General features: G+C 74.6%; 21 protein-coding genes. 16 read left to right on the top strand and 5 right to left on the bottom strand.

All coding sequences use genetic code 11. The features are described from left to right. Positions 1-38 precede the first annotated feature (38 nt). Genes Q5530_RS05750 through hpt form a run of 3 tightly spaced genes read left to right on the top strand, consistent with a single transcriptional unit; the run spans position 39 to position 2,570 of the window. Positions 39-1,079, top strand: coding sequence for a zinc-dependent metalloprotease (locus Q5530_RS05750; protein WP_415361142.1), 1,041 nt, complete (start codon positions 39-41; stop codon positions 1,077-1,079). Between the two features lie 10 nt (positions 1,080-1,089). Continuing rightward, on the top strand, positions 1,090-2,001 hold the full coding sequence (tilS, locus tag Q5530_RS05755; RefSeq protein ID WP_415361143.1) for a tRNA lysidine(34) synthetase TilS: 912 nt from the start codon (positions 1,090-1,092) through the stop codon (positions 1,999-2,001). A 17-nt stretch (positions 2,002-2,018) separates the two neighbouring features. Continuing rightward, positions 2,019-2,570: a hypoxanthine phosphoribosyltransferase gene (gene hpt, locus Q5530_RS05760; RefSeq protein WP_380632825.1), complete on the top strand. Its 552-nt coding sequence runs from the start codon at positions 2,019-2,021 to the stop codon at positions 2,568-2,570. 45 nt (positions 2,571-2,615) lie between these two features. On the opposite strand, the gene Q5530_RS05765 is transcribed toward hpt, so the two are convergent. Continuing rightward, positions 2,616-4,316, bottom strand: coding sequence for a substrate-binding domain-containing protein (locus tag Q5530_RS05765; protein ID WP_415361144.1), 1,701 nt, complete (start codon positions 4,314-4,316; stop codon positions 2,616-2,618). A 430-nt stretch (positions 4,317-4,746) separates the two neighbouring features. Between Q5530_RS05765 and ftsH the strand changes: the two genes are divergently transcribed. The 7 genes from ftsH to Q5530_RS05800 are packed head-to-tail and all read left to right on the top strand — an operon-like array spanning position 4,747 to position 12,178. Further along, positions 4,747-7,113 (top strand): ATP-dependent zinc metalloprotease FtsH, encoded by a 2,367-nt coding sequence (gene ftsH, locus Q5530_RS05770; RefSeq protein ID WP_415361145.1) that lies wholly within the window; start codon positions 4,747-4,749, stop codon positions 7,111-7,113. 5 nt (positions 7,114-7,118) lie between these two features. Further along, entirely contained in the window at positions 7,119-7,742 is a 624-nt protein-coding gene (gene folE / locus Q5530_RS05775; RefSeq protein ID WP_415361177.1) for a GTP cyclohydrolase I FolE, read from the top strand. Beyond that, a complete protein-coding gene (gene folP, locus Q5530_RS05780) occupies positions 7,739-8,569 on the top strand; it encodes a dihydropteroate synthase (RefSeq protein ID WP_415361146.1) in 831 nt (276 codons plus the stop codon). The genes folE and folP overlap by 4 nt, the downstream gene beginning before the upstream one ends. Beyond that, on the top strand, positions 8,562-8,924 hold the full coding sequence (gene folB / locus Q5530_RS05785) for a dihydroneopterin aldolase (RefSeq protein ID WP_415361147.1): 363 nt from the start codon (positions 8,562-8,564) through the stop codon (positions 8,922-8,924). The genes folP and folB overlap by 8 nt, the downstream gene beginning before the upstream one ends. 9 nt (positions 8,925-8,933) lie before the next feature. Next, positions 8,934-9,434 (top strand): 2-amino-4-hydroxy-6-hydroxymethyldihydropteridine diphosphokinase, encoded by a 501-nt coding sequence (folK, locus tag Q5530_RS05790; RefSeq protein WP_415361148.1) that lies wholly within the window; start codon positions 8,934-8,936, stop codon positions 9,432-9,434. 36 nt (positions 9,435-9,470) lie between these two features. Next, entirely contained in the window at positions 9,471-9,923 is a 453-nt protein-coding gene (locus tag Q5530_RS05795) for a DUF3180 domain-containing protein (protein WP_415361149.1), read from the top strand. 50 nt (positions 9,924-9,973) lie between these two features. Continuing rightward, positions 9,974-12,178, top strand: coding sequence for a DUF6779 domain-containing protein (locus tag Q5530_RS05800; protein ID WP_415361150.1), 2,205 nt, complete (start codon positions 9,974-9,976; stop codon positions 12,176-12,178). A gap of 269 nt (positions 12,179-12,447) precedes the next feature. Here Q5530_RS05800 and Q5530_RS05805 read toward each other — a convergent pair whose 3' ends face one another. Further along, a complete protein-coding gene (locus Q5530_RS05805; protein WP_415361151.1) occupies positions 12,448-13,512 on the bottom strand; it encodes an NADH-quinone oxidoreductase subunit D in 1,065 nt (354 codons plus the stop codon). Positions 13,513-13,653: 141 nt separating this feature from the next. Continuing rightward, positions 13,654-14,106, bottom strand: coding sequence for a MarR family winged helix-turn-helix transcriptional regulator (locus Q5530_RS05810; RefSeq protein ID WP_415361152.1), 453 nt, complete (start codon positions 14,104-14,106; stop codon positions 13,654-13,656). 43 nt (positions 14,107-14,149) lie between these two features. Here Q5530_RS05810 and Q5530_RS05815 point away from each other — a divergent pair, with 43 nt between their 5' ends. Beyond that, the gene (locus Q5530_RS05815; protein WP_415361153.1) at positions 14,150-14,470 is read left to right on the top strand and encodes a cupin domain-containing protein; all 321 of its coding nucleotides are present in this window, start codon (positions 14,150-14,152) and stop codon (positions 14,468-14,470) included. Between the two features lie 3 nt (positions 14,471-14,473). On the opposite strand, the gene Q5530_RS05820 is transcribed toward Q5530_RS05815, so the two are convergent. Next, complete coding sequence (locus Q5530_RS05820) at positions 14,474-15,385, bottom strand: SAM-dependent methyltransferase (protein WP_415361154.1); 912 nt, start codon at positions 15,383-15,385, stop codon at positions 14,474-14,476. Positions 15,386-15,460: 75 nt separating this feature from the next. Here Q5530_RS05820 and Q5530_RS05825 point away from each other — a divergent pair, with 75 nt between their 5' ends. The 5 genes from Q5530_RS05825 to Q5530_RS05845 all read left to right on the top strand — a co-directional run bounded on the left by Q5530_RS05825 (position 15,461) and on the right by Q5530_RS05845 (position 19,799). Beyond that, entirely contained in the window at positions 15,461-16,585 is a 1,125-nt protein-coding gene (locus Q5530_RS05825) for a PrsW family intramembrane metalloprotease (RefSeq protein WP_415361178.1), read from the top strand. 90 nt (positions 16,586-16,675) lie between these two features. Further along, positions 16,676-17,560, top strand: a complete 885-nt coding sequence (locus tag Q5530_RS05830) for a Rossmann-like and DUF2520 domain-containing protein (RefSeq protein WP_415361155.1) — start codon at positions 16,676-16,678, stop codon at positions 17,558-17,560. Positions 17,561-17,565: 5 nt separating this feature from the next. After that, entirely contained in the window at positions 17,566-18,456 is an 891-nt protein-coding gene (panC, locus tag Q5530_RS05835) for a pantoate--beta-alanine ligase (protein WP_415361156.1), read from the top strand. Between the two features lie 13 nt (positions 18,457-18,469). Beyond that, the gene (panD, locus tag Q5530_RS05840) at positions 18,470-18,982 is read left to right on the top strand and encodes an aspartate 1-decarboxylase (RefSeq protein WP_380632151.1); all 513 of its coding nucleotides are present in this window, start codon (positions 18,470-18,472) and stop codon (positions 18,980-18,982) included. A gap of 31 nt (positions 18,983-19,013) precedes the next feature. Next, positions 19,014-19,799 carry a type III pantothenate kinase gene (locus tag Q5530_RS05845; RefSeq protein ID WP_415361157.1) on the top strand — a complete coding sequence of 262 codons (786 nt, stop codon included), beginning with the start codon at positions 19,014-19,016 and terminating at the stop codon, positions 19,797-19,799. Positions 19,800-19,892: 93 nt separating this feature from the next. On the opposite strand, the gene Q5530_RS05850 is transcribed toward Q5530_RS05845, so the two are convergent. After that, on the bottom strand, positions 19,893-20,639 hold the full coding sequence (locus tag Q5530_RS05850) for a class I SAM-dependent methyltransferase (RefSeq protein ID WP_415361179.1): 747 nt from the start codon (positions 20,637-20,639) through the stop codon (positions 19,893-19,895). Positions 20,640-20,657 lie beyond the last annotated feature (18 nt).

Here is a 20,657-nt window from a genome sequence, read left to right on the forward strand (position 1 = left end):
GTGTCGCCCACCCGGTCGGCGCAGGTAGCGTCAACGGGGTGAACCCGGCGACGCAGGACCGCAGCGCCCCGAGCGGGCAGGCCCCCCACCGGACCACGGTCGACTGGGACCTGGCCGTCACCACCGCGACCAAGCTCCTGCGCCCCGGCCCGGTGGTGCCCAGGGCCGAGGCGGACGTGGCCGTGCACCGGCTGCGCGAGCTGGCCGTGGACGCCGAGGTCCACGTGCGCGAGCTGACCGGCCTCGGGCACGGGCTGCCGCTGCGGCCCGGCGAGGTCGTGGACCGGCCCGGCTGGGTGCGGGCCGCCGTGCAGGGGCTGGCCGCGCTGACCGACGGCGCGCTGCCCCGGCAGCCCGGGGCGTTCGGCGGTGTCCTGGCGGGCACGGCGGGCGTGCAGGCGGGCGTGGTCGTGGCGTTCCTCAGCGGCCGGGTGCTCGGCCAGTACGACCCGTTCTCCGAGGGCGGCAGGCTGCTGCTCGTGGCGCCCAACATCGTCGGCGCCCAGCGGTCCCTCGACGTGCCCGGCGAGGAGTTCAGCATGTGGGTGTGCCTGCACGAGGGCACCCACCGGCTCCAGTTCACCGCCGTGCCGTGGCTCGCCGGGCACTTCTCCGGCCTGGTCACGACCCTGCTCGGCACCATGGACGAGAGCTCCACGCCCCGCCTGCGCGACCTGCCGAGGCGGCTGCGCGAGGCGGGCGGCGTGGTGGACCTGCTCCAGAGCCCCGCCCAGCGCGAGGTGCTGGACCGGCTGCTCGCCCTGTCCACGCTGCTGGAGGGGCACGCCGACCACGTGATGGACGCCGTCGGCCCGGAGGTGGTGCCGTCGGTCCGCGTCATCCGCGAGCGCTTCACCGCCCGCCGCAAGGGCGGCGGCCTGCTGGACCGCGTGCTGCGCACGCTGCTGGGCGTGGAGGCCAAGGTCCGCCAGTACGCCGAGGGCGCGGCGTTCACCGGGCACGTGGTCGACGCGGTCGGCATGGAGCGCTTCAACACCGTCTGGACCGGCCCGGAGACCCTGCCGACGCGCGCCGAGATCGCCGACCCGGCCGCCTGGCTGCGCCGCGTCCAACCGTGAGGCGCCTGCCGTGAACGGGCCGCTGGCGGAGGTCCGCGTGGCCGTGCGGCGGTTCCTCGACGAGCACCGGCCGGAGGCGGTCGCCGTCGCGGTGAGCGGCGGCGCGGACTCGCTCGCGCTGGCCGCCGTGACCGCGCGGCTGACCGGCGCGCTCGCCGTCGTGGTCGACCACGGGCTCCAGGACGGCTCGGCGCGGGTCGCCGAGGACGCCGCGCGGACCTGCCGCGAGCTGGGGCTCGACGCCGAGGTGCGCCGGGTGGAGGTCACCGGTCCAGGTGGTCCCGAGGCGGCCGCCCGGCGGGCCAGGTACGCGGCGCTGAGACCGGAGCGCGGGCTGGTGCTGCTCGGCCACACCCGGGACGACCAGGCGGAGACCGTGCTGCTCGGCCTGGGTCGCGGCTCGGGGCCGCGCAGCATCGCCGGGATGCGCCCGCACGACCCGCCGTGGGGCCGCCCGCTGCTGGGCGTCTCCCGGGCCACCACCGCCGCCGCCTGCGCCGAGCTGGGCCTGACCCCGTGGCACGACCCGCACAACGACGACCCCCGCTACACCAGGGTCAGGCTGCGCGCGGAGGTGCTGCCGCTGCTGGAGGACGTGCTCCGGGGCGGGGTCGCGGACGCCCTCGCCCGCACCGCGGCCCAGCTGCGGGAGGACAACGACGCCCTGGACGAGCTGGCCGCGGCGTTCGACGGCGACTGCTGCGCGGTGGTGGAGGTCGAGCCGCTGCCCGCCGCGCTGCGCCGGCGCGTGCTGCGGCGGTGGCTGCTGCGGGAGAGCGTGCCCGAGTTGTCCGACTCGCACCTGAGACGGGTGGACGCCCTGGTGAGCGACTGGCGAGGTCAGGGCGGGGTGTGGCTGCCCGGCGGCTTTGTGGCTCGGCGCGCGCATGGCAGGCTTGAAGTGGAACCAGTGCAGGCATGACCAAAGGGGAACCGTCCGTGTACGACGGCGACATCAGTTCCGTGCTCATCACCGAGCAGGAGATCAGCGACAAGGTGACCGAGCTGGCCAACAAGGTCGCCGCCGACTACCCCGCCGACGGCGGGAACGACCTGGTGCTGATCACCGTGCTGAAGGGCGCGGTGATGTTCATGACGGACCTGGCCCGCGCCCTGCCGGTGCCGGTGCAGCTGGAGTTCATGGCGGTGAGCTCCTACGGCTCGTCGACCTCGTCCTCCGGCGTGGTGCGCATCCTCAAGGACCTCGACCGCGACATCGCCGACCGCGACGTGGTCATCGTCGAGGACATCATCGACTCGGGCCTCACCCTGTCGTGGCTGCTCAAGAACCTGGCCTCGCGCAAGCCGCGGTCGCTGGAGGTCTGCACGCTGCTGCGCAAGCCGGACGCGGTCAAGGTCGAGGTGCCGGTGAAGTACGTCGGCTTCGAGATCCCCAACGAGTTCGTGGTGGGCTACGGCCTGGACTACGCCGAGCGCTACCGCGACCTGCCCTACATCGGCACCCTGGACCCGAAGGTCTACTCGGGCTGAGCCGCGCGGTCGGGGCGGTCCCGGCGAGGACCGCCCCGACCCCGCTCAGCAGTTCGGCCGGCAGCGGCGCTGCGAGATGGCGTCCAGCAGCACGCCGCGGATGTCCTCCGGCTCCAGGGCCTGGTACGCCTTGCCGCCGGTGGCCTCCGCGATGTGCTTGAGCGCGTCCATGTCGGCCTCCCGGCCCAGGCCGATCATCATCATCGGCACGGGCCGGGACGGGTCGGCCTCCTCCCGCAGCGCGGTCAGCAGGGAGGGCAGGTCGATGCTGGAGATGTCGTCGTTGCTGCCGTCGGTCATCAGCGTGACCGAGTTGATCATCGACGGGTCGTAGGTCCGCTGCACGTGGCGGAACGCGGCCAGCACCGTGTCGTTCAGCGCGGTGCCGCCGCCGACCAGCTGGTTCAGGCCGTTCGCGCCCTTCTGGAGCTGCACGCGGCGCGGCGCGCCCGCGATCGGCTCGCCCAGCGGACCGATCGGCACCAGCTCGATCCAGTCGTTCGGGGGCTTCTTGTTCGTGGAGAACGCCCACAGACCGATCTCCGAGGTGTCCGGCAGCATCCCCAGCGCGGTCAGCGCGGCCTCCTTCGCCGCGTCGACCCTGGTCCGGCCGTCGCTGGTCGTCTCGGCCATCGAGCCGGACACGTCCAGCACGGCCAGCAGCCGCGTGTCCAGGCTGACCGCGCCCCAGGTGCGCAGCAGCTCGGAGACCTCGTCGGGGGACGGCGTGGCGAGGGTGGCCACGTCGCTGCCGCGCACGCCGTCGGCCTCGGTGGTCCAGCCCTCGGGTGCTGTGCCGTCGGGGGCGCGGAAGCCCGCCTCGGCGAACCGCCGGTCGGTGCGGTCGGCGCGCAGCGCCTGCTCGAAGCCCGCCGCGGCCGCCTCGGTGCCCGCCGCCTCGCCGGCCCGGCTGACCCGCACCAGCGGGAAGTCGAACGCGACCGTGCCCTCCTTCGGCTGGGAGGCCACGACCCGGCGCTCCCCGGCGGCCCGGTTGGCGCTGAGCACGCCCTGCTCGGAGGCGGTGAACACGGGGGCGTCCTCGGTGCCCTGCACGACCTTGCCGAACGCGTCGCGCACGGACGGCAGCGCGTCCCGGCCGACCCGCAGCAGCGCGCCGATCAGCTCGGGCCTGGGCGTGCCGTCGGGGTTGCCCAGCCGGGCGCGGATGACCGCGAGCGTGGCCAGGCCCTCGGTGGAGGTGGTCGGGTCGCTCAGCGTCACCGACACCTTCGGGTCGACGACCCGCGCCCAGCTCACGGGCGTGACGGGCCAGCCGAGCGCGGTCATCGCCCGCTCGGAGCCCGCGATCAGCAGCGGGGAGGTGGCCAGCGGGGCGCGGATCTCCAGCCGCGGCGCGCCCGAGCCCTCGTCGCCCGACTGCCGCCGGGTCTCCGCCGCCCACATGGACGAGTCCGGCACCCACAGCGCGGGCGGGTTGATCTGGGCGGTGGGCAGCTCCTTCGCCACGTCGGCCGCGCCGCGCGCCTCCACCTGCACCTGCACGCACCTGCCGTCCACCACGGGCCGGGTGGCCAGGTAGTCGTCGGCGGCGCCCCGCACCACCTGCTCGACCGCGGGCGTGACCGCGACCTTGAGCGGGAGGGTGCCCCGGCACTCCGGTCCGCCGGTCACCCGGATCGCCACGACGGCCGCACCGGCGGCGGCCACGACGCCGAGCAGCGCGCCCACGGGCAGGGCGACGCGGCGGAGGCGACCGGGGGTGGCTCGGTTGCGCGTTGCCATGCTTGACACCTTCGCTCGGTGTTCACCCGGTTGGACGAACTGAGAACTCGTGGTAGTTGCCGAGGATGACACGGCGGCGTCACATGACAAACTCTCGTGTTACATGTCACTCGAGTGGCGCTCACATCCTCGCTACCTGCTGGTCACACGCCACCCCCGGTGAGTTACTACGGCCTTCAGGCGCGACCGGTTCACCGCCGGCGCCCGGCCCGGCTGAACCGGTTCGACCTGCGATCCGTGTCCGAGGTCACCGGGTCGAACAGGGCGGGAACACCGGGGGGCTCCCGCCCGTTGGTCCGGCAGGACACGACGGGTCCCGAACGCGGAGCGCTCCGCCCGAGCACGGGCGGTAGGCTGGTCGGACGGGTGTGCCCGTCCGCGCCCGTCGACAAGTCAGGGAGGGTCGAGGCCGCCCGCCGGCCGTAAGTGCATGGACCGCAAGCGCCTGCTTCGCAACCCGCTGCTGTGGATCGTGGCGGTGTTGTTGCTCTTCTACGCCTTCAACGTGCTCTTCGACGACAACCGGGGCTACACCCCGATCAAGACGTCCCAGGCACTGCAGCAGATCCGGGACGGCCAGGTCAAGGAAGCCACGATCGAGGACAAGGAGCAGCTGCTCAAGCTCACCCTGAACGACGGGGTGACCGTCGAGGGCGGCAACCGCGTGCGGGCGCAGTTCCCGGCGAGCTCCACGGACGAGATCTTCACCATCCTCGACGAGGCGCCCAACGACCCCGTCCTGGAGACCAAGGTCACCCAGGACTCGTTCCTGACGCAGATGCTGCTGTACCTGGTCCCGCTGGGCCTGCTGCTGCTCCTGCTGATGTGGATGATGAACAACGCCCAGGGCGGCGGCAACCGCGTCCTCAACTTCGGCAAGTCCAAGGCCAAGCAGCTCTCCAAGGACATGCCCAAGACGACGTTCGCCGACGTGGCGGGCGCCGAGGAGGCGGTGGAGGAGCTCTACGAGATCAAGGACTTCCTCCAGAACCCGGGCCGCTACCAGGCCCTGGGCGCCAAGATCCCCAAGGGCGTGCTGCTCTACGGCCCGCCCGGCACCGGCAAGACGCTGCTCGCGCGCGCCGTGGCCGGCGAGGCGGGGGTGCCGTTCTACTCGATCTCCGGCTCCGACTTCGTGGAGATGTTCGTCGGCGTCGGCGCCTCGCGCGTGCGCGACCTGTTCGAGCAGGCCAAGCAGAACGCGCCCTGCATCATCTTCGTGGACGAGATCGACGCCGTCGGTCGCCACCGCGGCGCCGGCATGGGCGGCGGCCACGACGAGCGCGAGCAGACGCTGAACCAGCTGCTCGTCGAGATGGACGGCTTCGACTCCCGCGGCGGCATCATCCTGATCGCGGCGACCAACCGGCCGGACATCCTCGACCCGGCGCTGCTGCGGCCGGGCCGCTTCGACCGGCAGATCCCGGTGTCCGTGCCGGACCTCAAGGGTCGCAAGCAGATCCTGCGGGTGCACTCCAAGGGCAAGCCGCTGGCCCCGGACGCCGAGATGGACGGCCTGGCCAAGCGCACCGTCGGGTTCTCCGGCGCCGACCTGGCCAACGTGATCAACGAGGCCGCCCTGCTGACCGCCCGCCAGAACGGCACCGTCATCACCAACGAGGCCCTGGAGGAGTCGGTCGACCGCGTGATCGGCGGTCCGGCCCGCAAGAGCCGGATCATCTCCGAGAAGGAGAAGAAGATCACCGCCTACCACGAGGCCGGGCACGCCCTGGCCGCGTGGGCGATGCCGGACATCGACCCGGTCTACAAGGTCACGATCCTGGCCCGCGGCCGGACGGGTGGTCACACCCTGTCCGTGCCCGAGGAGGACAAGGACCTGATGACCAGGTCCGAGATGATCGCCCGGCTGGTGTTCGCGCTGGGCGGCCGCTCCGCAGAGGAGCTGGTCTTCCACGAGCCGACCACGGGCGCGTCGAACGACATCGAGCAGGCGACCAAGATCGCCCGCGCGATGGTCACCGAGTACGGCATGTCCGCCCGGCTGGGCGCGGTCAAGTACGGCCAGGAGGGCGGCGAGCCGTTCCTCGGCCGCACCGCGGGCAGGCAGGCGGACTACTCGCTGGAGGTCGCGCACGAGATCGACGAGGAGGTGCGCGAGCTGATCGAGGCCGCGCACACCGAGGCGTACGAGGTGCTCAACACCTACCGCGACGTGCTCGACGCGCTGACCCTGGAGCTGATCGAGAAGGAGACCCTGCACCAGAAGGACCTGGAGCGGGTGTTCGCCAGCGTCGAGAAGCGGCCCCGGATCACCAAGTTCAACGAGTTCGGCAACCGCACCCCCTCGGACAAGCCGCCGGTCAAGACCCCGGCGGAGCTGGCCAAGGAGCGCGGCGAGCCGTGGCCGCCCGCGATCGAGGACGTGCGCGACGGTGAGCCCTCGGTGCCGGACCCGACCCCCGGGCCGCCGGTCAACCCGAACGGGCCGAACGGCAGCAACGGGGCGCAGTACCCGCAGCCGTACCCGGCGGCGCAGCCCGGTCAGCAGTACCAGGGCCAGCCCGGTCAGCCGCAGTACCAGGGCCAGGGCCAGCAGTACCAGGGGCAGCCGCAGTACCAGGAGCCCTACCAGGGGCAGCCCTACCCGGCGCAGCCGCAGCCGCCGCACGCGCCGTCGGCCGTCCCGCCGAACTACGGCGCGCCGCCCGGGTGGACCCCGGCGACCGCGCCGGGTGGCGGGGTCGCCCAGCCGCCGTGGCAGCCGCAGCCCGGACAACCGCAGGACGCCGAGGCGGGCAAGCGGAACTTCGAGACGGATCCGGACAACCGCACGTGACCGAGATCGACCAGACCGGCCTCCCCGGAAACGGGGGGGCCGGTCTCGCACGCCGACCCTTCGACCAGAAGCGGGCCGAGGCCGCGGTGCGCGAGCTGCTGCTCGCGTGCGGTGAGGACCCGGAGCGCGAGGGCCTGCGCGACACCCCGGCGCGGGTGGCGCGGGCCTACCGCGAGCTGTTCGCGGGCCTGTTCACCGACCCCGACAGCGTGCTGGCCAAGACGTTCGACGAGTCGCACGAGGAGCTGGTGCTGGTCACCGACATCCCCATGTACTCGTTCTGCGAGCACCACCTGCTGCCGTTCCACGGCGTGGCGCACGTCGGGTACATCCCGAACGAGCACGGGCGGGTGACCGGCCTGTCCAAGCTGGCCCGGCTGGTCGACCTGTACGCCAAGCGGCCGCAGGTGCAGGAGCGGCTGACCTCGCAGATCGCGGACGCGCTGGCGCGGCGGCTCGAACCGCGCGGCGTGATCGTGGTGGTCGAGGCCGAGCACCTGTGCATGGGGATGCGCGGCGTGCGCAAGCCCGGTTCGCGGACCACCACCTCGGCCGTGCGCGGGCTGCTGCGCGACTCGGCGTCGTCCCGCGCGGAGGCGATCGAGCTGATCCGGGGACGCCTCCGGTGAGCGTGGCCAGGCCGGACCGCTGCGTGGTGGTGGGCGTGCTGAACGTCACCCCCGACTCCTTCTCGGACGGCGGCCGCTACCTGGGGTTGGACGACGCGGTGGCGCACGGCGTGGCCATGTTCCGGCGCGGCGCCGACCTGGTGGACGTGGGCGGCGAGTCGACCCGGCCGGGCGCGGAGCGGGTGGCGGCGGAGGTCGAGGCCGGGCGGGTCGCGCCGGTGATCCGCGCGCTGGTCGCCGAGGGCGTGCCGGTCAGCGTGGACACCATGCGGGCCCGGGTGGCCGAGGCGGCGCTGGGGGCGGGCGCGTCGATCGTCAACGACGTGTCCGGCGGGCTGGCCGACCCGGCGATGATCCCGCTGGTCGCGTCGGCGCGCGTGCCGTACGTGCTGATGCACTGGCGCGGGCACAGCCGGGGGATGAACCGGCTGGCCGTCTACGACGACGTGGTGAAGGACGTGCGGGACGAGCTGTCCCGCCAGGTCGACGCGGCGCTGGCCGCGGGCGTGGCGGAGGACGACCTCGTGCTCGACCCGGGCCTGGGCTTCGCCAAGGACGCCGAGCACAACTGGCAGCTGCTCAACCGCCTCGACGCGCTGGTGTCGCTCGGGTTCCCGGTGCTGGTGGGCGCGTCCCGCAAGCGCTTCCTGGGCTCGCTGCTGGGCGACCGCGACCCGGACGGCCGCGAGGACGCGACCGCGGCGGTCTCGGCGCTGGCGGCGTTCAACGGCGCGTGGGGCGTGCGGGTGCACGACGTGGGGAAGTCGCTGGACGCGGTCGCGGTGGCCGGGGCCTGGCGGTCGGGTCGGGAGGGTCGGGATGGCTGACCGGATCTCGCTGCGGGGGCTGCGCGTGCGCGGCTTCCACGGCGTGTTCGAGCACGAGAAGCGCGACGGCCAGGACTTCCTGGTCGACGTCACCGCCTGGCTGGACCTCTCCCGCGCGGCGGCGACCGACGACCTGCGGGAGACGCTGCACTACGGCGAGCTGGCCGAGCGGGCGGCGGCGATCGTGGCCGGCGGGCCGTACGACCTGATCGAGACCGTGGCGGGCAAGGTCGCGGACGAGGTGATGACCGACCTGCGGGTGCGGGCGGCCGAGGTGACGGTGCACAAGCCGTCCGCCCCGATCCCGCTGACCTTCGGGGACGTGTCGGTGACCATCCGGCGGACCCGTGACTAGGGCGGACCGGTGACCAGGGCGGTCCTGTCGATCGGGTCGAACCTCGGCGACCGGCTGGGGCACCTGCGGCTGGCGGTGGAGGGGTTCGCCGGGTCCCTGGTGGCGGTGTCCCCGGTGTACGAGACCGCGCCGTGGGGCGTGACCGACCAGGACGACTTCCTCAACGCGGTGCTGATCGTCTCCGACGAGGTCGACGAGTGGGGCTGGCTGCGGCGCGGGCAGGCGCTGGAGGAGGCGTCGGGGCGAGTCCGCGAGCGCCGCTGGGGGCCGCGCACGCTGGACGTGGACGTGGTGTCGGTGGACGGGGTGACCTCGGCCGACCCGGAGCTGCTGCTGCCGCACCCCGGGGCGTTCGAGCGGGCGACGGTGCTGGTGCCGTGGCTGGACGTGGAGCCGGGCGCGGTGCTGCCGGGGCACGGGCGGGTGGCGGACCTGGTGGCGGGGCTCGACCTGAGCGGCGTCACCCGGAGGGACGACCTCCGGCTGGGTGACCGGTCGACGCGGGGCTGATCGGATCGTGCGCGCGGGTTCGGGGACGATGGTGGGGTGAGGTTCACCAAGCCCCGTGACCTGCTCGCCGCCGGCCTCGTCGCGGGCCTGCTCGCGCACCTGCTGATCAGGCTCGCCTACGACACCCTGCCGCCGCTGCCCACGTTCGCCGGGTTCACCCTGCTGGTCATCGCGGCGGTGGACCTGTGGCTGGCGTTCTCGCTGCGCGCCCGCATCCTGCGCAGGCCCGGCGCGGAGCCGGTGCAGCCGCTGACCGCGGCCCGAGCGGTGGCGCTGGCCAAGGCGTCGTCCCTGCTCGGGGCGATCATGCTCGGCGCGTGGACCGGTGTGCTGTTCTACGTGCTGCCGGTGCGGGACCAGTTCGAGGCGGCGGGCAACGACCTGGTCAGCGCGATCGTCGGGATCGGGTGCGCCGGCGCGCTCATCGGCGCCGCGCTGTGGCTGGAGCACTGCTGCAGAACCCCCACCGATCCTCACCGGGACGAGTGAATACCGACGCCGAGGTCTCAATCGGATAACTGACCGGTACGGTAGGCGCCATGACCGGGCGAGGCGCGTCGGACGATGACGAGCAGCAGGATCACGGTCGTGGCTCCGGGCGACTACTGCTGGTAGCGGCATTGGCGCTCGCCCTCGGTGCCGCGGCGGTGCTCGTGCTCAGCGACAGCGCCCGGTGGCTGCGCCTGGCCGTGGTCGCCGCGCTGTGGGCGGCCCTGGTGGGCGCCTTCCTGGCCGCCCGCTACCGCAGGCAGATCGCCGACCGCGAGGACGAGGTGGCGGACCTCCAGTCGGTCTACGAGCTGGAGCTGGAGCGCGAGGTCGCGGCCCGCCGCGAGTACGAGCTGGAGGTCGAGGCCGAGACCCGCAAGCGGGTGCAGGAGGAGGCCAAGGACGACCTGGAGGCGCTGCGCGACGAGCTGCGCGCCCTGCGGGAGAACCTGGAGGCCCTGCTCGGCGGCGAGGTCCTGGTCGAACGGGTGGCGCTGCGCGCCGAGTCGACCCGGATGCGCGCCCTGTCCGACCAGTCCCGGCTGATGTCGATGGGTGACCAGCGGATCATCACCGCGGGGACCTCGCTGCCCACCGCGAGCGCGAAGAAGGTCGCGGTGGGCAAGGCCGCGGAGAAGCCCGCGGCGGAGCGCGTCGAGCGGACCGAGCTGATCGAGCGCGTTCCCCACGACACCTCCCGCAAGGACCAGGTTCGGCGTCCCGAACCGGCGCGCCCGGAGCCGGCGCGGCGGGAGGCGGCCCAGCCGGTGCGCCGCGATCCCGCCCGTGCGACCCAGCAGCGGCCGGGGACGCCGGCGGTGGTGCGGCGGGAGGCCGCGGCCAAGGCGGAGCCGGTCGAGCGCGTGAACCGGGTTGACGCGGTGGGGCGCGGGGATGCCGGGCGTGGGGACGCGGGTCGGGTGGACGCTGGGCGTGGGGACATGGGCCGTGGGGACACGGGCCGGATGGATGCCGGGCGTGGGGACGCAGGCCGGATGGATGCCGGGCGCGGGGACGCGGGCCGTGGGGACGCGGGCCGGGAGGACGCGGCGAGCCGACTGGGCCCGGCCGAACCCGCGCGGGCGGCGCAGCCCGCCCAGCGCGCGCCGGAGCCCGGCGCGCAGACCGAGCACGGCGGCCAGCGGCGCAGCCGGGTGGCCGAGCGCACCGAGATGATCAGCCGGGAAGCGGTGACCCAGCAGGCGCGGCAGGCGGAGGCCCAGCAGGCACGCCGACCGGAGGCGACGCGGGCGGTCCCGGTGCGGCGGTCGCCCGCCGAGCGCGCGGCCGGCCGGTCACCGGCGGAGCTGACGGGTGAGCACCGCCCCGTGCCGGGTCGCCGGGTCGAGCCGGGCGACGAACACCGCCCCGTGGGCGAGGACCACGCCGGTGACGCGCACCGGTCCGGTACCGGGCGGGTCGACCTCGGGGGTGAGCACCGACCGGTGACGAGCGCAGCGGGTCGCCGCCCGAGCCTGGAGGCGCGTCGCGCCGAGCTGACCGGTGAGCACCGGCCCGTGACGGGCGCGCACGCCACCGAGACCGGGACCCACCAGCCGGTGGCCGGGGTGCGGGCGAACCAGACCGGGACGCACCAGCCGGTGGCCGGTGCGCGCGGGGACCAGAACGCGACCCGCCAGCCGCCGCCGGGCCGACGTCCCGAGCCGACGGGGACCCACCAGCCGGTGGCCGGTGGGCGCGGGGACCAGAACGGGTCCCGGCAGTCGGCGCAGGGCAGGTCGGCCGAGCAGCCGGGCACGCACCAGCCGGTGGCCGGTGGCCGGGCGAACCAGACCGGCACGCACCAGCCGGTGGCGGGTCGGCGGGCTGAGCCGACCGGGACGCACCAGCCGGTGGCCGGCCGGCGGGCCGAGCCGACGGGGACCCACCAGCCCGTGACCGGTGGGCGCGCGGACCAGACCGGTAGCCATCGCCCCGTGGCAGCCGAGGCCCGCCGCCCGTCGGCCGAGTCGGAGGCGCGGTCGGGCCGCCGGTCGGTGGAGCGGCGTGAGGCGGAAGCCGCGTCCTCCCCGGGCCGACGCCGGGCGCCCGAGGCCGCCGACGCGGGAGGGCGCCGCCGGGTCGAGGACCGGAGCGACACGTGGGAGGAGATCTCCAAGCCGAGCCGGCGCAAGGCGCCCGAGCCGGTGGAGCCCGCCGGTGCGCACGCGGACGGCAAGTCGGTCAGCGAGCTGCTCGCCGCGTTCGGCGGTGCCGAGTCGCCGCGCCGCCGCCGGCGCCGCGGCGAGGACTGAGCCGAGGCCGGCCCAGGGCCGAGACCGGGCCGGGCCTGCTTGGAGCCGGGCTGGGCTGAAGCCGGGCTGGGCTAGAACCGGGCTGGGCCTGGGGCTGCTGGAGCTAGGGCTGCTGGAGCCGGGGCTGGTGAGGCTGGGGCGCGCCGGGCTGGGGCCGGGCGGGGTTGGGGCCGCGCAGGGCAGGGTTGGGACTGGGTTGGGCCGAGCAGGGCTAGGGCCGGGTTGGTGCCGGACCGGGCCGTGGTCGGTGGTGCCCTACTTGTGGTGCCCTACTTGTCGATGTCCCCCACGACCACGGCGAACGACCCCAGCACCGCGGGCAGCTCGGCCACCCGCGTACCCGGCAGCAGCGCCGACAGCGCCTGCACGTTGTTGAACGACGGCGTCCGCAGCTTCAACCGCCACGGCGTCTTCTCCCCCCGGGACGCCAGGTGCACCCCCGACGTCCCGAGCGGCGCCTCCACCCACGTGTACACCGACCCCTCGGGCGCCTTCACCGCCTTGGGCAGCCGCACGTTCACCGGCCCGCCCGGCAACCGGTCCAGGCAGCGCCCGACCAGGTCGACGGACTGGCGCACCTCGTCCACCAGGCACCGGACCCGGGCCAGCGCATCGCCCTCCACGCGCACCACCGGCCGCACCTCGAGGCCCGCGTAACCGGGCAGCGGGTCGTCGCGGCGCAGGTCGAAGTCCACCCCGGACGCCCGCCCGACGGGACCGGTCACGCCGAACGCCAGCGCGTCCTCCCGGCCGAGCACCCCCAGCCCGGCCAGGCCGGGCGGCGCCTCGCCGGGGTCCACGCCGGCCAGCACCTCGCGCACCCGGTCGGTCCAGCCCGCCGGGACGTCCTCGCGCAGGCCGCCGATCCGGTTGAACATGAAGTGGATCCGCCCGCCGGACGCCTCCTCCAGCACGGCCTGCACCGCGTCCCGGTCGCGCGTCCCGGTGAGCGGGGCGAGGAACACCAGGTGCGCCATGACCCGGTTCAGCTCGCACAGCACGGCGCGCAGCACCTGGGCCCGGTGCGGCACCTCCATGCCGGTCATCCGCTCCACGGCCAGCGCGACGGCCAGTTCGTTGCAGAACGCGGCCAGCCAGTCGTGCCGGTTGGCGAGGGTCAGCACCTGCCGGTAGTCGCGGACCTCGAACAGCTTCTCCGCGCCCCGGTGCAGGTGCCCCACCAGCGGCTCGGCCGCGGTGATGACCTCGTCGTCGCGGACGGTCAGCCGCAACCGGTACGCGCCGTGCGCCGACGGGTGCAGGGGGCCGAGGTCGACCACCCGGTCCACGCCGAGGTGGCGTGCCCCGGCCCCCACGCCAACGGTGATCTCCACCCGGTCATGCTCGCACGGCCCCCGGTCGCGGGTGACGGCGAACAGGGAGCGGCCGTGCCTCGTACGGCCCGCGCCCGGCGGTCGGCGCGTGGCGGACAGCACCACCGGCTCGCCGGCCCCGGCGCCGCCCGCCCGCCGCGCTCACCACACCGGCCGGAGCCCGCCCTCCAGGCCGTCCAGGTACGCCTCCAGCGCCCCGCGCACCGCCACCACGCGCTCGTCCCCGACGGTCGCCGCGAACTCCGCCTCCAGCTCCGCCCACAGCGCGTCGGCGAGGTCGAGGTAGGTCCGACCCTTCCCGGTCAGCTCCAGGGCCTGCGCCCGGCGGTCGGTGGGGTGGGCGGTGCGGCGGACGTAGCCCCAGTCGACCAGTTCGGCCACGGTCTTGGTCGCCGCCTGCTTGGTCACCCCCAGGTGGCCGGCCAGCTCGACGGCGGTGCGGCCGCCGCCCCCGGCCAGGAAGCGGAACACGAAGCCGTGGGCCGGGCGCAGCGGCTCCAGGTCCGGCGCCCGTTCGGCGAGCCGCGCGTGGAACCTGTCGGTCATCACGCGGAAGGTGCGGGCGAACAGCGTCGACACGGGCTCCACGACCATCTAGTCCGCAACTAGACAACCAAGTTGACTAGTTGGAGGACCGATGTTCGAGCGCCACGGGTTCGTCTTCACCCCGCACGCCACCCCGTCGCCGGGCAGCACCCGGATCGCCCTGTGGACGGTGCGGGTGCCCGCCGACGCGCGCGGTGAGCGGCACCGCGTCGACCAGGAGGAGGTGTTCCACGTGCTCGACGGCCGGGTCACCGTCCACGGCCGGGAGGCCGGTCCCGGCGACACCGTCGTCGTGCCGCCCCACACCGACTTCGAGCTGGTCGGCGGCCCGGCCACGGTGCTGGTCGCCACCTCCGTCGGCATCACCGCGCTGGTCGGGGAGGAGCGGATCACCCCGCCCTGGGCCCGGTAGCCCTCACGGCCGCCAGGGCGGCAGGGGCGGCAGCAGGGCGGACACCGGCACCCCCACCCCGTGCAGCAGCCAGCCGAACGAGCCCAGGCCGCCCACCGCCCGCAGCTCGGCGACCCGGGACGCCCGCTCGGCCGCCGCCAGCCAGTCGGGCGCGGCCGGGTCCACCGAGCCGGTCAGGCCCAGCGCGCCCAGCGCGTCCCGCTGCGACACCAGCACCCGGTCCCCGCCGGCCGCCGCCGCGCACGCGTCCAGCGCCACGTGCGCGGTCAGGTCGCAGCTCCCGTCGAACACCGGCTCCACCCGCCGCCCGCCGCGGTAGGCCGCGAACGTGCCCGCCGCGTACCGGCCCGCCGCCCGGTCCGCCCGCACGTGCCCGTAGTCCACCGCCAGCGCCGCGCCCGCCGCCACCCGCGCCACGGCGCCCGCCCACGCCGCGTCCCGGGGCGCGCCCACCTCCGCCCGCTCGCCCTCCCGCACCGGCCACCACCGGGCCAGCCACGGGTCGTCCGACGGCCCGGTGACCAACGGGCACGGGACCGCGTCCAGCCACTCGTGCCCCACCAGCAGCCCGCGCACCGACGACGGCGCCTCCCGCGTCCACGCCACCCCCGGCAGGGACCGCGCCGGCCCGACGTCCACCGCCGTCACCACCAGCCGGGGGGCCAGCGACCGGGGCGCCAGCTCCCGCACCGCCGCGGCCAGCTCGCCGCCGCCCGCGCCCACGTCCACGAAGTCCACCCGATCGGGACGCCCCAGCGCCGCGTCGACCCGGTCCAGCAGCACGAGCAGCGCCTCGGCCAGCTCCGGCCCGACCAGGGGCGCGGTGCGGAAGTGGTCGGCGGGCACCTCACCGCGCGTGAAGAACCCCGCCGGTCCGTACAGCGCTCCCCGCCAAGCGGATTCCGACTCCACCACCGGTCAAGTGTCCCTTTAAGGTTTGCGGTCGTGACCACTCCCGCCCGCAAGCGCGTCGACCAGCGACGGTGGACCGTGCTGCTCCCGGTCGTCGGCCTGATCGCGCTGGGCGTGTCCGGGCTGGTGCTGTTCGGCCTGGGCACGAGCAGCGTCGGCCTGGTGCCCATCCTGGTCGGCGCGGTGGCCGCCCTGGTGCCGGTGCTCGCGGTGCTCGGCGCCTACCTGTGGGTGGACCGGTGGGAACCCGAACCGGCGAAGGTGCTGCTGCTGGCCTTCGCCTGGGGCGCGTGCGGCGCGACGATCACCTCCCTGGTGTTCAACCAGACCGCCTACGTGCTCGGCGAGCTGATCAACGGCGACGGCGCCACGTTCGCCGCCGTCATCGGCGCGCCGGTGGTCGAGGAGGCCGCCAAGGCGGCGTTCATCGTCGCGGTGTTCCTGCGCCGCAGGCACGAGTTCGACGGCGTGGTGGACGGCATCGTCTACGCGGGCGTCACGGCCGCGGGCTTCGCGTTCACCGAGAACATCTGGTACTTCGCCCGCGTCTTCGACGACAGCGGGTTCGGCGACCTGAGCAGCGGCGTGGTGGCGCTGTTCGTGCTGCGCGGCGTGCTCTCGCCGTTCGCGCACCCGCTGTTCACCTCGCTGGCCGGCATCGGCATCGGCCTCGCCGCCATGACCGGCAGGCGCGCGGTGAAGTTCGCCGCCCCCGTCCTGGGCTACCTCGCCGCGGTCGGCCTGCACTCGCTGTGGAACTTCTCCACCACGGTCGGCACCGGCTCCACCTTCATCAACCTGTACTTCCTGATCATGGTCCCGATCTTCGCGGGCATGGTGTGCATGGTCGTCTGGCAGCGCCGCCGGGAGCAGCGGGTCGTCGCGGCGCAGCTGCCGGAGATGGCCGCGCGGCGCTGGATCGCCTCCAGCGAGGTCACCCTGCTGGCCAGCCTCCAGGGGCGGCGGCGGTGGCGGCGCGCGGTCCGCCGCAAGGTCGGCGAACAGGCGGCCAAGGCGGTCACGGGCTACCAGGTGGCCGCCACGGAGCTGGCGTTCCTGCGGCACCGGATCGCCCAGGGCACCGCGGGCGCGCACGCCGACGAACGTCACGCGAAGCTGCTCGAAGCCCTCGTCGCCGCACGTCAGGCCGCTGTGGACGCGCCGGGCGCGCTGAAGGCCGCGGGTGGTGTTCGTCGCAGTTGACCGCGGTGGGCAACCCACCGGATTACGCTCGCGGCCGTCGTCCGGTACCCGCTGGAAGGGACTGGAACGCCGCTTAAGGAGCTGTGTCGCATGGACGCGACCCCCCGCCCCGCGCGGCTGGCCGTGGGAGTGATCTCGGCCGGTCGGGTGGGCTCGGTGCTCGGCGCCGCGCTGTCCCGAGCGGGGCACGTGGTGAGCGCCGTCTCCGCCGTGTCGCGCGAGTCGCTGCGCCGCGCCGAGGAACTGCTGCCCGACACCCCCGTGCTGCCCCCGCCCGAGGTCGCCGCCTCCGCCGACCTGGTGCTGCTGGCCGTGCCCGACGACGAGCTGCCCGGCCTGGTCCGCGGCCTGGTCGCCACCGGCTCGCTGCGCCCCGGCCAGATCGTGGTGCACACCAGCGGCGCGCAGGGCGTCGCCGTGCTCGCCCCGGCGGCCGCGGCCGGCGCGCTGTGCGTGGCGCTGCACCCCGTGATGACCTTCACCGGCCGCGCCGAGGACGTGCAGCGGATGACCGCCTGCTCGGTCGGCGTCACCGCGGCCGACGGCGACGAGGTCGCCTGGAACGTGGGCGAGGCGCTCGTGGTGGAGATGTCCGCCGAGCCCGTCCGCGTCCCGGAGGCCGCCCGCCCGCTCTACCACGCCGCCCTCGCGCACGGCTCCAACCACCTGATGACCCTGGTCGCCGACTGCGCCGACCTGCTGCGCGAGGCGGGCGTGGCCAACGCCGAGCGGGTGCTCGGCCCCCTGCTGTCGGCCGCGCTGGACAACGTCCTGCGGCACGGCGACCGCGCGTTGACCGGCCCGGTGGCGCGCGGCGACGCGGGCACCGTGGCCAAGCACCTGGAGGTGCTCGGGGAGCACGACGCCCTGCCCGCCTACCGTGTGCTCGCGCGCCGCACCGCGGCGCGCGCGCAAGCCGCCGGGCTGCTCAAGCCCGGACCGGCGTCCGACGTCCGCTCCACCCTTGAGGACTGACAGGCATGACCAAGCCGCTCACCAGGGACGACTACCAGCCGGGCGACGTCACGGTGCACCACGACCCCCGGCGCCTGAACCGCGTCACCAGGGCGCTGCGGGCGGCCGGCCGCAACGTCGCGCTGGTGCCGACCATGGGCGCGCTGCACGAGGGCCACCGCAAGCTCATCCGCGAGGCCCAGGTGCTCCAGAACACCGTGGTCGTCGTCTCCGTCTTCGTGAACCCGGCCCAGTTCGGGCCGGGTGAGGACTTCGAGCGCTACCCCCGCACCCTGGAGTCCGATGTGGACATCTGCCGGGAGGAGCGCGTCGGCCTCGTGTTCGCGCCCTCGGTGGACGACATGTACCCGCCGGGCGGCACGGTCACCGTCGATCCGGGCCCGCTCGGCGAGGAGCTGGAGGGCGCGTCGCGGCCGGGGCACTTCACGGGCGTGCTCACCGTGGTGGCCAAGCTGTTCAACATCGCGCAGCCCACCTACGCGGTGTTCGGGGAGAAGGACTACCAGCAGCTCACGCTGGTCCACCGGATGGCGCGCGACCTGAACTTCCCGCTGGACGTGGTGGGCGTGCCGACCGTGCGCGAGCCCGACGGCCTGGCGCTGTCCTCGCGCAACCGCTACCTGTCCGATGCCGAGCGGCACGCGGCGACCGCGCTGTCCGCCGCGCTGGTGGCGGGCGCGCACGTCAGCGCCCAGGGCGCGGAGGCGGTGCTCAAGGCCGCCCACGACACCCTCGCCGCCGAACCCGGCGTGGACCTGGACTACCTGGAGCTGCGCGCGCCCGACCTCGGTCCGGCGCCCGAGAACGGCGACGCCCGGCTGCTGCTCGCCGCCCGCGTCGGCTCGACCCGACTGATCGACAACGCCGCCGTGCTGCTCGGCACCGGTGACGAGTAGAAGGGGGACAGCGGTGTTCCGCACCATGCTCAAGTCGAAGATCCACCGGGCCACCGTCACCCAGGCCGACCTGCACTACGTCGGCTCGGTCACGGTGGACGAGGACCTGATGGAGGCCGCCGACCTGCTCGCGGGCGAGCAGGTCGCCATCGTGGACGTCACCAACGGCGCCCGCCTGGAGACCTACGTCATCCCCGGCGAGCGCGGCAGCGGCGTGATCGGCATCAACGGCGCGGCCGCGCACCTGGTCAAGCCGGGCGACCTGGTCATCCTCATCGCCTACGGCCAGCTGGACGACGCCGAGGCGCGGGCGTACCGGCCGAGGGTCGTCTTCGTGGACGCCGACAACCGGGTGGTCGACCTGGGCGCCGACCCCGCGCACGCCCCGGAGGGCTCCGGCCTGGTCAACGGCGGGACGGCCCACACCGACCGGACCAACGGGACCCCGGTCGGCGCGGTCGAGCCGGTGTCCGCGGAGACCGAGGACGCCGCGGCGCTGGACGCGCTGATCCAGGCCGAGAACTGACGAGAACCAGCGAGAACCAGGGGGGACGGCTGTGCTGCTCGCCATCGACGTCGGCAACACCAACATCGTGCTGGGCCTGTACGACGGGGCCGGGGACACGGCCTCCCTGGTCCGCGACTGGCGGATGCGCACCGACGCCCGGATGACCGCCGACGAGCTGGCGCTGACCATGCGCGGCCTGCTCGGCGAGTACGCGGACCGGGTCACCGGCATCTCGGCGCTGTCGACCGTGCCCGCGGTGCTGCGCGAGCTGCGCGTGATGCTCGGCCGCTACTACTCGTCCGTGCCCAAGGTGCTGGTCGAGCCGGGCGTGCGCACCGGCGTGCCGCTGCTGGTGGACAACCCCAAGGAGGTGGGCTCCGACCGGGTGATCAACACGCTGGCCGCGCACCACCTGCACAGCACCGCGTGCGTGGTGGTGGACTTCGGCACCTCGACCAACCTGGACGTCATCTCCGCCAAGGGCGAGTTCCTGGGCGGCGCGCTGGCGCCGGGCATCGAGATCTCGGTGGACGCGCTGGCCTCCCGCGCCGCGCAGCTGCGCAAGGTGGAGCTGGTGCGGCCCCGGTCGGTGATCGGCAAGAACACCGTGGAGTGCCTCCAGTCCGGCATCGTCTACGGGTTCGTCGGCCAGGTCGACGGCCTGGTGCGGCGGATCGAGGCCGAGCTCCAGGCGAGCGAGCCCGGCCCCGTGACGGTGATCGCCACGGGCGGGCTCGCCCCCCTGGTGGTGACGGAGTCGGCCACGATCCAGGCGCACGTGCCGGACCTGACGCTGCTGGGCCTGCGGCTGGTCTTCGAGCGGAACATGCGCTGACCGCGGGTCGGCGCGGGTCGGTGCCGTGCGCTGCGGGTCGGCGTGCTGCGGGTCGGTGCCGTGCGGGTCGGCGCGGCGCGGGTGGAGCACGGGTCAGCGCGTCGACCGCATCCGCACGACACGGGTGATCAGCGGCAGGTCGAACTCGCCCTCGGCGGTCTCGGGGCGGGACCGGAGGAAGGCGAGCATCCGGGCGTTGACCGCGTCGCGCTCCTCGGGCGGAATCACCAGCATGTGCGAGTGGGTGTTGATGGTCGCCACCAACGACTCGGCGGTGTGCCGCTGCGCGTGCGGGAACTCGCCGTGGGTCGTGTCGGTGAACAGCTCGTGGTCGGGCACCGGCTGCCACTCGCCCGACGGCTCGTCGTGCTCGTTGACGCTGGACCTGGCCGCCCGGTTGAACCCGGCGAACCACGGCACCGACTCGTCGTCGCCGTTCCACAGCGCCGCCAGCACACCGCCCGGCCGCAGCACCCGCGCGATCTCCGGCAGCGCGCGCGCCGGGTCGAACCAGTGGAACGCCTGCCCCACCAGGACGGCGTCCACGGTGTCGTCCGGCACCGGGATCCGCTCGGCGCTGCCCGGCAGCGCCCGCGCCGCGCCGTGCCGGCGCACCAGCTCGCCGAGCATCCCCTCGTCCGGCTCGACGGCGGTCGTGGAGTGGCCCTCGGCGAGCAGGACACCGGTCAGCTTCCCCGTGCCCGCGCCCAGGTCGAGCACCCGGTGCGGTCCGCCGCCCAGGGGCGCCAACGCCCACCGGACGGCCGCGGCCGGGTAGTCGGGACGGTGTTCCGCATAGGCCGCGGCGTGCGCTCCGAAGGAGTTGGCCCGCCTGGCCATCAGGTCGTCTGACGTCAC

The sequence above is a fragment of the Saccharothrix sp. BKS2 genome, assembly GCF_047689505.1.
Taxonomy (GTDB): domain Bacteria; phylum Actinomycetota; class Actinomycetes; order Mycobacteriales; family Pseudonocardiaceae; genus Actinosynnema; species Actinosynnema lopnurensis.

What these genes read in the sequence shown, in the direction of transcription:
- Q5530_RS05810 (WP_415361152.1), bottom strand. Translation starts at nt 14,106, where the DNA reads ATGGTCGTGGAGCCCGTGTCGACGCTGTTCGCCCGCACCTTCCGCGTG.
- Q5530_RS05830 (WP_415361155.1), top strand. Translation starts at nt 16,676, where the DNA reads ATGGACGCGACCCCCCGCCCCGCGCGGCTGGCCGTGGGAGTGATCTCG.
- ftsH (WP_415361145.1), top strand. Translation starts at nt 4,747, where the DNA reads ATGGACCGCAAGCGCCTGCTTCGCAACCCGCTGCTGTGGATCGTGGCG.
- Q5530_RS05850 (WP_415361179.1), bottom strand. Translation starts at nt 20,639, where the DNA reads ATGGCCAGGCGGGCCAACTCCTTCGGAGCGCACGCCGCGGCCTATGCG.
- Q5530_RS05765 (WP_415361144.1), bottom strand. Translation starts at nt 4,316, where the DNA reads ATGGCAACGCGCAACCGAGCCACCCCCGGTCGCCTCCGCCGCGTCGCC.
- panC (WP_415361156.1), top strand. Translation starts at nt 17,566, where the DNA reads ATGACCAAGCCGCTCACCAGGGACGACTACCAGCCGGGCGACGTCACG.
- Q5530_RS05815 (WP_415361153.1), top strand. Translation starts at nt 14,150, where the DNA reads ATGTTCGAGCGCCACGGGTTCGTCTTCACCCCGCACGCCACCCCGTCG.
- folB (WP_415361147.1), top strand. Translation starts at nt 8,562, where the DNA reads ATGGCTGACCGGATCTCGCTGCGGGGGCTGCGCGTGCGCGGCTTCCAC.
- Q5530_RS05800 (WP_415361150.1), top strand. Translation starts at nt 9,974, where the DNA reads ATGACCGGGCGAGGCGCGTCGGACGATGACGAGCAGCAGGATCACGGT.